This window comes from Halobaculum roseum, assembly GCF_019880245.1.
Lineage (GTDB): Archaea > Halobacteriota > Halobacteria > Halobacteriales > Haloferacaceae > Halobaculum > Halobaculum roseum.
In genome coordinates this window covers 2,845,806-2,859,220 of record NZ_CP082286.1, presented here as the reverse complement: position 1 = coordinate 2,859,220, position 13,415 = coordinate 2,845,806, and the positions used below count along the sequence as shown (strand labels likewise).

General features: G+C 71.7%; 9 protein-coding genes. 5 read left to right on the top strand and 4 right to left on the bottom strand.

Features of this window, described 5'->3' with window-relative positions; translation table 11 throughout:
* Positions 1-21: 21 nt before the first annotated feature.
* The 5 genes from gltB to K6T36_RS14615 all read left to right on the top strand — a co-directional run bounded on the left by gltB (position 22) and on the right by K6T36_RS14615 (position 8,087).
* Positions 22-4,566, top strand: coding sequence for a glutamate synthase large subunit (gltB, locus tag K6T36_RS14635; protein WP_222921924.1), 4,545 nt, complete (start codon positions 22-24; stop codon positions 4,564-4,566).
* Positions 4,567-5,032: 466 nt separating this feature from the next.
* Positions 5,033-5,968 (top strand): methenyltetrahydromethanopterin cyclohydrolase, encoded by a 936-nt coding sequence (gene mch, locus K6T36_RS14630; RefSeq protein ID WP_222921923.1) that lies wholly within the window; start codon positions 5,033-5,035, stop codon positions 5,966-5,968.
* Positions 5,969-5,981: 13 nt separating this feature from the next.
* Positions 5,982-6,563: a double winged helix-containing putative transcriptional regulator gene (locus K6T36_RS14625; RefSeq protein ID WP_222921922.1), complete on the top strand. Its 582-nt coding sequence runs from the start codon at positions 5,982-5,984 to the stop codon at positions 6,561-6,563.
* The gene (locus tag K6T36_RS14620; RefSeq protein ID WP_222921921.1) at positions 6,556-7,278 is read left to right on the top strand and encodes an HAD family hydrolase; all 723 of its coding nucleotides are present in this window, start codon (positions 6,556-6,558) and stop codon (positions 7,276-7,278) included. Before K6T36_RS14625 ends, K6T36_RS14620 begins: the two co-directional genes overlap by 8 nt.
* Positions 7,279-7,355: 77 nt before the next feature.
* Positions 7,356-8,087 (top strand): MBL fold metallo-hydrolase, encoded by a 732-nt coding sequence (locus tag K6T36_RS14615; RefSeq protein WP_222921920.1) that lies wholly within the window; start codon positions 7,356-7,358, stop codon positions 8,085-8,087.
* Between the two features lie 39 nt (positions 8,088-8,126).
* On the opposite strand, the gene K6T36_RS14610 is transcribed toward K6T36_RS14615, so the two are convergent.
* The 4 genes from K6T36_RS14610 to pyrF form a co-directional block, all read right to left on the bottom strand.
* A complete protein-coding gene (locus tag K6T36_RS14610) occupies positions 8,127-9,749 on the bottom strand; it encodes a GTPBP1 family GTP-binding protein (RefSeq protein WP_222921919.1) in 1,623 nt (540 codons plus the stop codon).
* Positions 9,750-9,842: 93 nt separating this feature from the next.
* On the bottom strand, positions 9,843-10,385 hold the full coding sequence (locus K6T36_RS14605) for a J domain-containing protein (protein WP_222921918.1): 543 nt from the start codon (positions 10,383-10,385) through the stop codon (positions 9,843-9,845).
* 326 nt (positions 10,386-10,711) lie between these two features.
* Positions 10,712-12,493, bottom strand: a complete 1,782-nt coding sequence (locus K6T36_RS14600) for a sensor histidine kinase (RefSeq protein WP_222921917.1) — start codon at positions 12,491-12,493, stop codon at positions 10,712-10,714.
* Positions 12,494-12,563: 70 nt separating this feature from the next.
* A complete protein-coding gene (gene pyrF, locus K6T36_RS14595; protein ID WP_222921916.1) occupies positions 12,564-13,376 on the bottom strand; it encodes an orotidine-5'-phosphate decarboxylase in 813 nt (270 codons plus the stop codon).
* Positions 13,377-13,415: the final 39 nt, after the last annotated feature.

Below are 13,415 nucleotides of genomic sequence, written 5' to 3'. Positions count from 1 at the left end.
GGGACGCGAGAACCGGCATCCATGACTGAGCCGGACGCGTCGGCGCGCGTCGGGGGCCTGGCGGACCCCAGTGACGAGCGCTCGAACTGTGGTGTGGGAGCCGTCGTCGACCTCGACGGCGGGCGATCACACGAAGTAGTATCGGACGCACTCGACCTGCTGGAGAACCTGGAACACCGGGGCACGACGGGCGCGGAACAGAACACCGGCGACGGCGCCGGCATCATGGTCGAACGGCCCGACGAGTTCTTCGAGGCCGTCGTCGGCGACCTCCCCGAGACGTACGCGGTGGGGTCGGTGTTCATGCCGACCGACGACGACGCTCGCGAGGACCTGGCGGCGCTGTTCGAGTCGACGCTCGCGGAGTATGACCTCGACGTGTTCGCGTGGCGCGACGTGCCGACGGACGCCGCGGGCGCCGATCTGGGGAAGACGGCGCTCGACTCGGAGCCGGACGTGTGGCAGGCGTTCGTCGCGCCCGCCGACGGCGCCGACCTCGACGAGGGGACGTTCGACCGACGGCTGTACGTCGCCCGCCGCGCCCTCGAGTCGGCCGCGGATGACCTCGCCGGCGAGCGCTTCTACGTCTGTTCGCTCGACCGCCGGCGCGTCGTCTACAAGGGGCTGTTGAAGGCCGACCAGATCGACGCCTACTACCCCGACCTGCGCGACGACCGGCTCACGTCGGGGGTCGCGCTGGTGCACGCGCGCTTCTCGACGAACACGCTCGGCGCGTGGCACCTCGCGCATCCGTACCGCAACATCGTCCACAACGGCGAGTTCAACACAATCCAGGGGAACGTCAACTGGATGCGCGCCCGGCAGTCGGACCTCGCGGACGGCGGCTTCACCGACGAGGAGCTCGACGCCGTTCGACCGATCATCTCGGACCCCAACCAGTCGGACACCGCCTCCGTCGACGAGACGCTCGATCTGCTCCTCCAGGGCGGCCGCGACCTCCCGCACGCGCTGCGGATGATGATCCCGGAGGCGTACCGCAAGGACGACGCGATGAGCGAGTCCCGCCGCGATTTCTACGACTACCACGCCTCGCTGGTCGAGCCGTGGGACGGCCCCGCGCTGGTCATCGGCTTCGACGGCGATCGCGTCGCGGGCGTGCTCGACCGTAACGGGCTCCGACCGTGCCGTTACGACGTGACGACCGACAACCGCCTCGTGATGGGTAGCGAGGTCGGCGCGCTCGAACACGACCCCGACGAGGTCCGCGAGCGCGGCCGCCTCCGCCCGGGCGAGACGTTCGTCGCCGACCGCTCCGAGGGCCGCGTCCTCGACGACGAGGAGGTGTTCGCCGACCTCACCGACGAGAAGTACGGCGAGTGGGTCGACGCCGAGCAGCGCGACCTCGCGGACGTGACCGCCGACGCGGACCCGTCGCCCGAGACGGGGCCCGACGACCACCTCCGGAGCAAGCAGGCGGCCTTCGGCTACACGACCGACCAACTGAACCACCTCATCGGCCCGATGGCCGAGCAGGGGAAGGATCCGGTCGGCTCGATGGGCGACGACACGCCGCTGTCGGTCCTCTCGGAGTTCGACCGCCCGCTGTTCACGTACTTCAAGCAGCTGTTCGCGCAGGTGTCGAACCCGCCGATCGACTACATCCGCGAGGAGCTCGTTACCTCGATGGAGACGCGGCTGGGCCCCCAGCGCAACCTCCTCGGGGAGACGCCCGAACACGCCCGGCAGGTCGTCAACGACTCGCCGGTCCTGACCGAGGCGGAGACCGAGACGCTGCGGGACCTGGAGACGGCGACCGACGGCGACCTCACGTCGGTCACGCTCGACATGACGTTCGACCCCGAGGACGACCTCCGGACGGCCGTCGAGGACCTGCGCGCGGCCGCCGCCGACGCGGTCCGCGACGGCGCCGACGTGGTCGTCCTGTCGGATCGCGACATGGGCCCCGACCGGATGCACGTCCCCAGCCTGCTGGCGACGGGCGCGGTCCACCACCACCTCGTGCGCGAGGGGCTGCGCGCCCGCGCCGGTCTGGTCGTCGAGTCGGGCGACCCCCGCGAGGTTCACCACGTGGCGTGTCTCGTCGGCTACGGCGCCGGTGCGGTGTGCCCGTACCTCGCGTACGACACCGTCCGCGACATCGTCGCGGGCCCCGACGGCGCCGACGAGGAGGAGTCGCTGTCGGCCTACCGCGACGCCCTGGAGATGGGGCTGCTGAAGACGATGGCGAAGATGGGCATCTCGACGGTCGAGTCCTACCAGGGCGCGCAGATCTTCGAGGCGGTCGGCCTCGACTCCGACCTAGTGCGCGAGTACTTCGAGGGCACCGAGATCCGGACCGAGGGGATCGGCCTCCCGGAGATCGAGTCGGACCTGCGCGAGCGCTACGAGGTCGGCTTCGGGGAGGACCCCGAGCTGGAGACGCAGGGGGAGTACGAGAACCGCTCGTCGGGGATCAAACACGGCTGGAACCCCCACTCGGTGAACGCGCTCCACACCGCCGTCCGCGAGGGCGACCGCGAGGCGTGGGACGAGTTCGCCGCCCAGGTAAACGACCCCGACGAGCCCGCTGAACTCCGGAACCTGCTGGACATCGACAACGACCGCGAGTCCATTCCGGTCGAGGACGTCGAGGCCGTCGGCGACATCGCCGAGCGCTTCTCGACGGCCGCGATGAGCCTCGGGAGCCTCTCGCCCGAGCAACACGAGAACAACGCGATCGCGATGAACCGCCTGGGCGCGAAGTCGAACACCGGCGAGGGGGGCGAGCCGCCCGAGCGCTTCGACACGGAACGCAACTGCAGCGTGAAGCAGGTCGCCTCGGGTCGCTTCGGCGTCACCTCGAACTACCTCGCGAACGCCGAGGAGATCCAGATCAAGATGGCCCAGGGGTCCAAGCCCGGCGAGGGCGGCCACCTCCCCGGCGCGAAGGTGAACGAGTACATCGCGCACGTGCGCTACTCGACGCCCGGCGTCGGACTCATCTCGCCCCCGCCGCTGCACGACATCTACTCCATCGAGGACCTCAAGCAGCTCATCTACGACCTGAAGGCGGCAAACCCCGAGGCCGACATCAACGTGAAGCTCGTCTCGGAGGCCGGCATCGGCACCATCGCCGCCGGCGTCGCCAAGGCGGAAGCCGATGTGGTCCACATCTCGGGTCACTCCGGCGGCACGGGGGCGTCGCCGAAGACCTCGATCAAGAACGCCGGGCTCCCGTGGGAACTGGGCGTCGCGGAGGCGAACCAGATGCTCCGGGCGACCGGCCTGCGCGACCGGATCACCGTCTCCGCGGACGGCGGGCTCAAGACCGGCCGCGACGTGGCCGTCGCCGCGCTGCTGGGCGCCGAGGAGTTCGCGTTCGGGACCGCCGCGCTCGTCTCCTCCGGCTGCGTGATGGCCCGGCAGTGCCACCAGAACACCTGCCCGGTCGGCGTCGCCACCCAGCGCGAGGACCTGCGGGATCGGTTCCCCGGCGAGCCCGAGCACGTCATCAACTACATGCAGTTCATCGCACAGGAGCTGCGGGAGATCATGGCCGACCTCGGGTTCGCGACCGTCGACGAGATGGTCGGCCGGGTCGAGTGCCTCTCCCAGCGGGAGATCGACCACCCGAAGGCGAAGAAGCTCGACCTGTCGGCGCTCATCGCCGAGCCGAACGACGACGGCCCGCGCCACAAGGTGCGCGAGCAGGACCACCCCGACCTCGCGGAGGCGCTCGACTGGGAACTGCTCGACGAACTCGGCGACAACGTCGAGTCGGGCGAGCCGGCCGCGCTCGCCGCGGACGTGGACAACACCGACCGCGCGGTCGGCGCCACCCTGTCGAACCGCATCTCGCAGGCCCACGGCGAGGACGGCCTCCCCGCCGGCACGCTCGATCTGGACTTCCGCGGCGAGGCGGGCCAGTCGTTCGGCGCGTTCCTCGCGGCGGGCGTGGACGCCCACCTCGTCGGGGCCGCCAACGACTACGTCGGCAAGGGCCTCTCGGGCGGCACGGTCGTCGTCCAGACGCCCGAGGACGCCGCCTTCGAGCCCGACGAGAACGTCCTCGTCGGCAACGTCGCGCTGTACGGCGCCACCGACGGCGAGGCGTACGTCAACGGCGTCGCCGGCGAGCGCTTCGCCGTGCGCAACTCCGGCGTGAAGGCGGTCGTCGAGGGCGTCGGCGACCACGGCTGCGAGTACATGACCGGCGGCGTCGTCGCGGTGCTGGGCGAGGTCGGCCGCAACTTCGCCGCGGGGATGTCCGGCGGCGTCGCGTACGTCCACGACCCGGACGACGAACTGGCCGCGAAAACGAACACGGGGATGGTGAGCCTCTCGGCGGAGCTGACCGACCAGGACGAGGGGATGCTTCGTCGCTTGGTCGAGAACCACCTCGCGCGCACCGACAGCGACCGCGCGCGCGAACTCCTCGACGACTGGGAGTCGGTCGTCGGCGAGTTCACCCGGGTGCTCCCCGATGCCTACGCGGAGGTCATCGCGGAGGGCCGCGGCGACGACGTGCGCGAACAGCTCCCCGACGCCGCCGAGGGCGGCGCCGCGACCGCGGAGTTCGGCGCGGGCGTCGCGAGCGACGACTGAGGCGGGGTCGACCGCAGGGAGACCCCGGTGAAACGGCGGAGCGGTCCTGTGCCGCTCCGCTCCTGAACGTGGCGAGACGCTCGATACTCGGGGACTCTGTCGGTGTTTTCGCACGGTCCCCTCCGACGTGTTCTACCTGTCTCGTCCCGTCCCGTTGGCGTGGAAAGCCCTCAACCATCGTACACACCGGTTGGACGACGCCGACGCTCAGCCCGTCCGAACCACGGGTGGGAATGGAAGGGGCCGTCGCTCCCGACGAAGGCGCGGAGCGTCGAGCACCGCAGGCGAACGAGCGGAGCGAGTGAGCCGAGGAGCACAGCGCCCGCACCGAGTCGGGAGCGGCGGGGGCTTCCGCGGTCGGCTCCACGCCACCAGACACGGTTCCGATCGCACCCACAGGGATCGTACCGACACCCCCGGATCCGCACAAGACCGAACTTAACCCGGATGCCGACCAAGCCCGCCCATGGACAGCCTCAATCGCATGGCGGTGGAGCTGGTCGACGAGGCGCTCGACTTCGCCGACGAACTCAACATCGCCGGCTACGAGCTCGATTCCGGCGCGACCGTCGTCGACTTCGGCGTCGAGGCCGACGGCGGCCTCGAGGCCGGCCTCCTCCTCGCCGAGATCCAGACGGCGGGGCTCGCGACCCTGCAAACACGGATGGGCCGCGTCGACGACTCGCCGACGCCGTACGTGGAGCTGACGACCGACCACCCCGGGATCGCGCTGCTCGGCTGTCAGAAGGCCGGCTGGGAACTGGAGACGGAGCACTTCTCGGGTCTCGGCTCCGGCCCGGCCCGCGCGCTCGTGGGCGAGGAGCGCGAGTTCCAGGCGCTGGGGTACTACGACGAGTTCGACCTCACCGTCCTGTGCGTCGAGAGCGCGACGCTCCCCGACGACGAGGTGGTCGAGCACGTCGCGGAGAAGGCGAACGTGAACGAGCAGGCCGTCTTCCTCCCGACGACGGCGCTCGGCTCCACCGCGGGCAGCGTGACGGCGGCGGCGCGCGCGGCCGAACTCGCCGTCTTCCGCCTGTTCGAGCTGGGCTACGACCCCGAGCACGTCAAGTCGGTCGCGGGCTCGGCGCCGGTGGCGCCAGTCAGCTACGACGAGACCGAGGCGATGGGCCGGACGAACGACGCGCTCGCGTACGGCGGCGAGGTCCACCTCACCGTCGCGGAGGAGTTCGACCGCTTCGACGAGATACCCTCCAGCGCGGCCGACGAACACGGCCGCCCGTTCGCGGACGTGTTCGCCGACGCCGACTACGACTTCTACGAGCTCGACGAGTCGGTGTTCGCGCCCGCCGAAGTCACCGTCGACGTGCTCGACGGGCCGACGTACGCGCTCGGCGAGACGCGCGAGGACCTGCTCGCGGAGTCGTTCGACTACCGGTGAACCGTCGCCGGCGATGAAGTTCAAACTCGTCCCGGAGGCGCCCGACACGGTCGCGTTCGTCGCCGACGCGCAGGCGGCCGTGCCGCTCGTCCCGGGCAGCGAGGACGACTGCTGTGCCAGGCTGATGCGACGGCTGGGCCTCCGTTCGCGCGACGTGGCCCGGACGTGGCTCACGTTCCTCCGAGCGCTCGATCTCGCCGACGAGACCGAGGACGGGTTCAAGCGACTCCGGGCGGACCCGACGCCGGCGTACCTGCGCGAGCAGTTCCTCACTGGCGTGTACGGCGCCGGCGACGTGGCCGACGCGCTCCTCGCGGCCGACGCGGAGGGGAAGAGCGATCCCGATAGGGAGAGCGATCCCGACGAGGCGAACGGCCTCGCCGCGGACGAGGCGTTCGCGGCGTTCGTCGACCGCGTCCCGAACTGGGAGCGGTACCGGACGGACGACTGGGAGTCGGTGTGGCGCGAGCGCGTCGAGCGTCACCTCGCGTGGTTCGTCCTGCTCGACCTCGCCGAAAGACGCGGCGACGCGTACGTCGCGACCGACCGGCTTCGCGACCTCCGAGAGCGCGCGAGCGAGGACGCCGATGGCTGAGAACGCGGACCCGCCGGAGGTCGCGCCCCCGTTGGACGAGGCCGCGGCCGTGACGTTCGACCTCGACGACACGCTCGTGTCCTACCGGCGGTCGCCGGGGGAGGTGCTGGCGGCCGCCTTCGACGACATTGGCGTCGACCCTGTGTTCCCTGTCGAGGCCTACTACGACCGCTTCGCCGAGTTCAACGACCGGACCGGCACGATGGCGGACCTCCGGGCGGAATGCTTCGCGGCGCTCTGTGCGGACCGCGGTCGCGACCCGGACCTCGGACGGGCGGTGGCGGCGGCGTTCGCCGACGAGCGCGACCACGCGAACGTGTCGTGGCGGCCGGGCGCACGCGATCTGCTGGAGGCGCTCGACGCCCGCGGCGTTCCCTACGCCGTCGTCACCAACGGCCCGCCGGACGCACAGGCCGAGAAAGCGCGCGCGGTCGGCCTGGAGGACCGCGCCGTCGACGTGGTGTTCGCCGGCCACGACGCGCCCGCGAAACCCGCCGTCGAGGCGTTCGAGGTCGGGGTGTCGGCGCTCGGCGTCGCCGCCGCGGACGCGGTCCACGTCGGCGACTCGCCCGAGTCCGACGCGGCGGGCGCGCTCGCGGCAGGGATGGGGGCGGTCGTGGTGGGCGACCGTGACCCGCTTCCTGACAGGGCGACGAGGGTGGCGTCGCTGACGGAGCTGATACGCGACGACCGCGACGGCGGGGACGCCGTCTAACGACCAACCCGTCGCCCGCTCGGTCCGGCGCCCACGGAGCCGTCGACTACTTATCCGCCGACCGCGACGACGCGCCCGTGCCGCTGAAGCGAGACGGCGTCGGCGACGGACTCGCGTTCCTCGACCGGTGGAGCCACGGGTTCTCGTGGGTCGCCCACCCGGACGAGGAGTTCCAACGGACCGGGCACGCGATCGCCGTCGGCGCGGCGGACGGCGACAGGAGAGACGGCCGCGCGGTCTGGTTGGTCGACCCGGTCGACGCGAACGGGCTCGACGACGAGATCGCCGAGCTCGGAACCGTCGCCGGTGTCCTCGCACTCAGCGACAACCACGGTCGCCACGCCGCGCGGATAGCGGATCGCCACGGCGTTCCGGTGTTCGTTCACGAGCACCTCGGCGACCCCGGCGACCTCGGGGGCGACGGGACGGCGACGGGGTTCACCGGCGACCCCGCCGATACGGGCTTCCGTACCGTGCCCGTCGTGAGCAAGCTCTGGCGGGAGATAGCGCTGTACCACCCCGGCCGGGCGACGCTCGTCGTCGGGGACGCGCTGACCACGATGGCCTCACACACGAACCCGGGGGAGCGGTTGGCGGTGATGCCGCACCTCAGACTGTCGCCCCCGACGGACTCGCTCGGCGGACTCCCGGTTGAGCGGGTTCTCGTCGGCCACGGCCCCGGAGTCCATCGGGACGCCGCGGACGCGCTGGCGCGGGCGCTCGACGGGGCCAGACGCGGCGCGCCGCGGGCGATCCTCGGGAACCTCCCGGAACTGATCAGGAACGCCTACGTGACGGTGCGCGACTGAACACAGGCGCCGGCGGATCCTCCGGCGTCGAGCCGACGGTCACTCGTCGGCGTACCGCACGCCCGTGACGGTGCCGACGCCCTTGCTCCGGCCCTCCCGGAAGACGAACCGTTGGCCCTCCTCGACGAGATACGGCTGGAACTTGAACCGCACCTCCGTCTCCCCGGTGTCGCCGGGGAGCAGCCGACCGCCCTCGGGGTGGAACACCGCGGCCTCGCTGACGGTCTCTAGGTGGACGACCGGCTCGTACCCCTCCTGGATCCGGGTGGGGTGGTTGAGCACCATCACCTCGGCGTCGAACGAGCGAACCGGTCGCGGATCGGCGTCCCGCGGCACCAGCGCCATCCCGCGTTCGACCGCCGACTCCTTCACGCCCTTGAGCGCGATGCCGACGATGCGGCCCGCGCGCGCCTTGTCGACGCGGTGGTAGTGCATCTCGATGGAGCGCACCTCGACCTCGCGGAAGGAGCCGTCGGGCATCGGTCCCAGCAGGAGCTCGTCGCCCGCCTCCACCTCGCCCGAGCGGATGGTGCCGGAGGCGACCGCGCCGACGCCCTTCACGTCGTACGAGCGGTCGACGTACATCCGGAAGTCGCCGTCGGCGTCGTCCTCGCGTTTGGGGAGGTGCTCCAGCATCCGGTCGAGTTCGCCCAGTCCCTCCTGCGTCACCGCCGAGGTGAGCAACACGGGCACGATCCCGTCGCCGATCTCCTCGACGGCGGTCGCGACGCCGTGGCGCTCCACCAGCAGCGGGGTCTTGCCCACGTCCCGGAGCATCGACTCGACCTCGCGTTCGACCTCGAGGACGCGGTCCTCGGGGGGCGCGTCGACCTTGGTGACCGCGACGATCGTGGGGAGCTCCATCGCGAGCAGGATGCCGAGGTGCTCTCGGGTCGTCTTCGTCGGCCCGTCGTCGGCGGCGACCGTCAGGAGTCCGTAATCGAGCTTCTGGCCGACGAGCCCGCGGATCGTCGTCCTGAGCCACGGCTCGTGGCCGACGGTGTCGACGAACGAGACGAGCCTGTCCGCCTCCTCGACCACCCGCGCGCGGTCGGTCTTCCGGTCGGGGTTGTCCATGCGGACCGGCCCCTCGTCGTCGAAGCCGTAGACGCCGTAGCTGAGGTCGGCCGAGAGGCCGCGGTCCATCTCGTGGGGCTGCACGTCGAGGTACGAGCGGGTGCCGCCCTCGCCGTCGTCGGCCTGTCCGGTGACGAGCGTGCCCACGAGCGTCGACTTGCCGTGATCGACGTGGCCCGCCGTGCCGACGACGATGTGGTCGTCGTCGGCCTCGAACGCCGCGCCCTCGCGGATCGTCGCCAGCCCCACGAGCCCGCCCGCGGCCTCGCCGTCGCCGGCGGCCCACGTCTCCACCTCGTGGATGTGGGCGTCGGCCTCCTCCGCGAGCAGGGAGAGCACGTCCATCGACTCCGAGAAGGCCGTCGGCGCGATGCCGGCGATCCCCCCGTCGTCGGTGACGCCGATCACGTACAGCGCCTCGCCGTCGCCCGAGAGCACCCGGTGGCGAAGCTGTGCGGCCAGCGACTCCATGCGGCCCTCCGCGAGATGGACCTCCCGCGTGAGGCGGGTCTTGAACTCGACGTTCCCGCCCTCCTCCTCGCCGCGCTCGATGGTCCGTGTGAGCACGGCCCGGTCAGCGCCCATGACCGACGGGTAGCGGTGGGCGGGTATAACGGTTTTCACGTGTGTGCCACCCAATGGCACAATAGCGGCGGGGAGAGCGACCGACCGAGCGCGTCAGTCGCCCTTCAGGGTCTCGTATGCGCGGTTCACCCGCTTGAACTCCTCCTCGTCGCCGCCGGAGTCCGGGTGCGTCTCCTTCACGCGGTCGCGGTAGGCGGCCTTCACCTCCGACCCGGAGGCGTCGGCGTCGACGCCGAGCGTTCGGCGCGCGTCGCCGGGCGGCATCCCCGAGTTCCCGGTCATCGCGGCGCCGCCCGTCGGCCCGCGACCGCGCGTTCGCGCGTCCCGCCCGTCGGTGCCGCGGGGGCCCACGCGGCCGCCGTCGCCCATCCGGGCGCGGGCCTCGCGGGCGAACCGGGAGTCGCCGCCGGGCGCGCCCTCGCCGGCTCCCCGGGCCGACCGCCGACCGGCCGCGCGCGAGCGCATGTCCTCCTTCAGTCGGCCGGACGCCTGATACCAGAGGAAGTAGGCGGCCGCGCCGGTCGGGAGCGCCGCGAGGAACACGAACGGCGAGTACGCGATCCCCAGCATCGCGAGGGTGGCCGTCAGGCCGGCGAGCACGGCGGCGATCCCGAGCAGGAGTACGTCGCGGTCCACACCCTCGATCGGCGGCGCCGGACCGTAAACCCCTCGCCGCCGCTCCTCCGGGCGGCCGCCTCTCCGACCGCCCGTTCCCGTCCCGCGCGCATCCCCGGAGCGCCCAAGTCGGAGCGCACCCACGTCCGAACACGACACCAGCCATGAGCGTCACCGGCCTCTGTCAGATCTGCGAACGGGCGGAAGCGTCTCACACGTGTCCGCGCTGTGGGACTGCTGTCTGTGAGAGCCACTGGGACGACGAACACGGCGTCTGCGCCGACTGCGCCGCGTCGATGCCGTGACCGGTGCGCGCGAGCCGTATCCTGAGACCCGAGAAGTCGAGATCAGTTCGGTTCGCCGTCGCCGGCTCGCGTTCCCGACCCCGAGTCCCCTCGGTCGGCGTGCGGAAGCGTCACCGTGACGACGGTGCCGGTCGGCTCGCGTTCCTCGAAGGAGAGGTCGGCGCCGAGCACGCGCGTCCCCCAGCGGACGACCCACAGCCCGAGCCCGCTGCCGTGGGTCAGGGCGGTCTCGGTTCCGGCCCGGATGCTCTCCAACTCCGTCTCCGGGATCCCCGGGCCGTCGTCCGCGACGGCGAACGCGACGCCCGCGTCGGTCGTCCGCGCCGAGAGCCGGACGGCCACGTCCGACCCGTGTTCGAGCGCGTTCTCGACGAGGTTCCACAGCACCGTCTCCAGCACCGTCGCCCGAACGGACACCGTGAGCCCGTCGGCGACGCGCACGTCGACGGACGCCTCCGGGTACGAGTCGCGGGCGCGGGTGACCAGCCCCGCACACAGGTCGTCGACCGAGACCTCGCGGACGGGAACGTCGTCCGCCAGCACGTCCTCGGCGTCGCGCGCCTTCTCGCCGAGCCGCTGGAGCGCCCGCCCGCGCCTGGCGATCGCGTCGGCGAGCGGGCGCTCGTCGTCGCCGACCCGTTCGAGCAGGAGGTCCGCGTTGCCGACGACGACCGTCATGTCGTTGCGGAGGTTGTGCCGGAGCACGCGATTGAGCACCTCCAGGCGTTGGCGTCGCAGCTCTCTGTCGGTCACGTCCGCGAAGGTGACGGTGTAGCCGACGGTCCGGTCGGTGTGGTCGCCGATGGGCGAGGCGGTCGCCTCGTACACGCGGTAGCCGTCGCCGTCGGCCGTCTCGATGCGCTGTGGTCCGTCCGCCCCCAGGTCGACGCCGGAGACCCGGGCGGCGAGCGGCTCCCCCGCCACTGCCCCGGCGGGACCGTCGTCGCTATCGACGGCGCCGTCACTGTCGTCGTCGTCGCCGTCGCCGTCGTCACCGTCGACGCCGAGAACGGTACGTGCCGCTGCGTTGAACTCGACGATCGTCCCGGCGGCGTCGACGACGACGAGGCCGACGCCGACGTCCTCGATTGCCGCGCGCCGCCCGAGCGTCTGTGTCGCCGGGAGGAGCCCGAGCAGATCGAACCGGAACAGGGCGACCCCGAACACCACACCGGTGACCGCGAGGACGAGCGGCGTGAGATCCAGCGCCGGCGCCGGCGGCAGGAAGAACGTGGCCTTCACGTGGGCGGCGAAGCTGACGCCGGCGCCGAAGATGAGCGCCAGCCCCTGGTCGCGGTAGCGGTCGCCGTAGGAGATCACCGGCTCGAGGAGGAAGACCATCCCGGCGCCGATCACCGCCCAGCCGAACCCCGCGTGGAGGTAGAACCACGCGCCGGGGTCGAACGCGACCGTCGCGGTGCCGAGCGTGGGGTCGATCCGGTAGTTCGCCCACATCAGGTCGTGATACGGCGTTGTCGCCACCAGCAGCGTCGTGAACACGGGAACAACCGCCAGGGCGGCGACGAGACGCCGCGTCACGTACTCGCCGCGTCCGGTGTACCCGAGGGCGAAGAACAGCCACGCGGGCGCGACGATCGCCTTCCCGACCTCGAGGAGGACCTCCAGCGCGACCCGGACGGCGGGGTCGAAGACGGTGAGCGCGACGCCGTACGTCACCGACCAGACGGCGACGCCGCCCATCATCGCGGCGAAGGCCGTCGCGCCCGGCTCCCCCCGGTTGCGCCAGGCGTACGCGCCGACGACGACCGCGGTCGCGCCCGCGAGGACCGCCAGCGACACGACGGCGAGTCCCCCGGGAGACATACCCCCTACTGTACGTCGAACACGTATATACGGTCCCCCTCCGAGAGCGTCGCTCCTGCTGACCGCGCGGTCACTCGCGGTACCGGTTCAGCCGGTCGCGCAGCCGTTTGGCCGCCTGTCCCGACGCCTTCGCGAAGTCCTCGCCGGCGTCTTCTCCGGCGAAGATGATCCCCCTCGAGGAGTTGACGAGGCCGACGCCGTCGGCGAGGCCGTGCTCGACGGCCGCCTCCGCGTCGCCGCCCTGCGCGCCGACGCCGGGGACGAGGAACGGCAGGTCCGGGACCTCCCCGCGAAGCTCCTCCAGCTCCTCGGGCGCGGTCGCGCCGACGACGAGCCCCACGTTCCCCCGATCGTTCCACAGGTCCGCGAGGGCGGCGACGCGGCGGTACAGCGGCTCGCCCGACGCGAGCTCCAGGTCCTGCAGGTCGGAGCCGCCGGGGTTGGAGGTGCGACAGAGGACGAACACGCCCTTGTCGGCCTTCGAGAGGAACGGCTCCAGCGAGTCGCGGCCCATGTACGGGTTCGCGGTGATCGCGTCGACGTGCTCCAGCAGCTCGGCGTACTTCCGGGCCGTGTTGCCGATGTCGCCCCGCTTGGCGTCGAGCAGGACGGGCACGTCCTTGCCGTGGGCGTACGCGACCGTCTCCCGCAGGCTGCGCCAGCCGTCGGCGTCCTCGTAGAAGGCGGCGTTGGGCTTGTAGCAGGCGGCGTACTCGTGGGTCGCGTCGATGATCCGGCGGTTGAACGCCCACCGCGGGAGGTCCTTCTCCAGCAGGTGTTCGGGGATCCGGTCGATGTCGGCGTCCAGCCCCACGGAGACGACGGTGTCCTTGCTGTCGATGCGCGCGCGCAGCGTCTCGAAGAAGGCGTTGAACTCGGGCATTGCCGACGGTTCGGCGGCCGGCGAATAATGGTTCCCGGT

Coding starts and splice junctions, on each gene's coding strand:
- gltB (WP_222921924.1), top strand. CDS start 22: ATGACTGAGCCGGACGCGTCGGCGCGCGTCGGGGGCCTGGCGGACCCC.
- mch (WP_222921923.1), top strand. CDS start 5,033: ATGGACAGCCTCAATCGCATGGCGGTGGAGCTGGTCGACGAGGCGCTC.
- K6T36_RS14625 (WP_222921922.1), top strand. CDS start 5,982: ATGAAGTTCAAACTCGTCCCGGAGGCGCCCGACACGGTCGCGTTCGTC.
- K6T36_RS14620 (WP_222921921.1), top strand. CDS start 6,556: ATGGCTGAGAACGCGGACCCGCCGGAGGTCGCGCCCCCGTTGGACGAG.
- K6T36_RS14610 (WP_222921919.1), bottom strand. CDS start 9,749: ATGGGCGCTGACCGGGCCGTGCTCACACGGACCATCGAGCGCGGCGAG.
- K6T36_RS14600 (WP_222921917.1), bottom strand. CDS start 12,493: ATGTCTCCCGGGGGACTCGCCGTCGTGTCGCTGGCGGTCCTCGCGGGC.
- pyrF (WP_222921916.1), bottom strand. CDS start 13,376: ATGCCCGAGTTCAACGCCTTCTTCGAGACGCTGCGCGCGCGCATCGAC.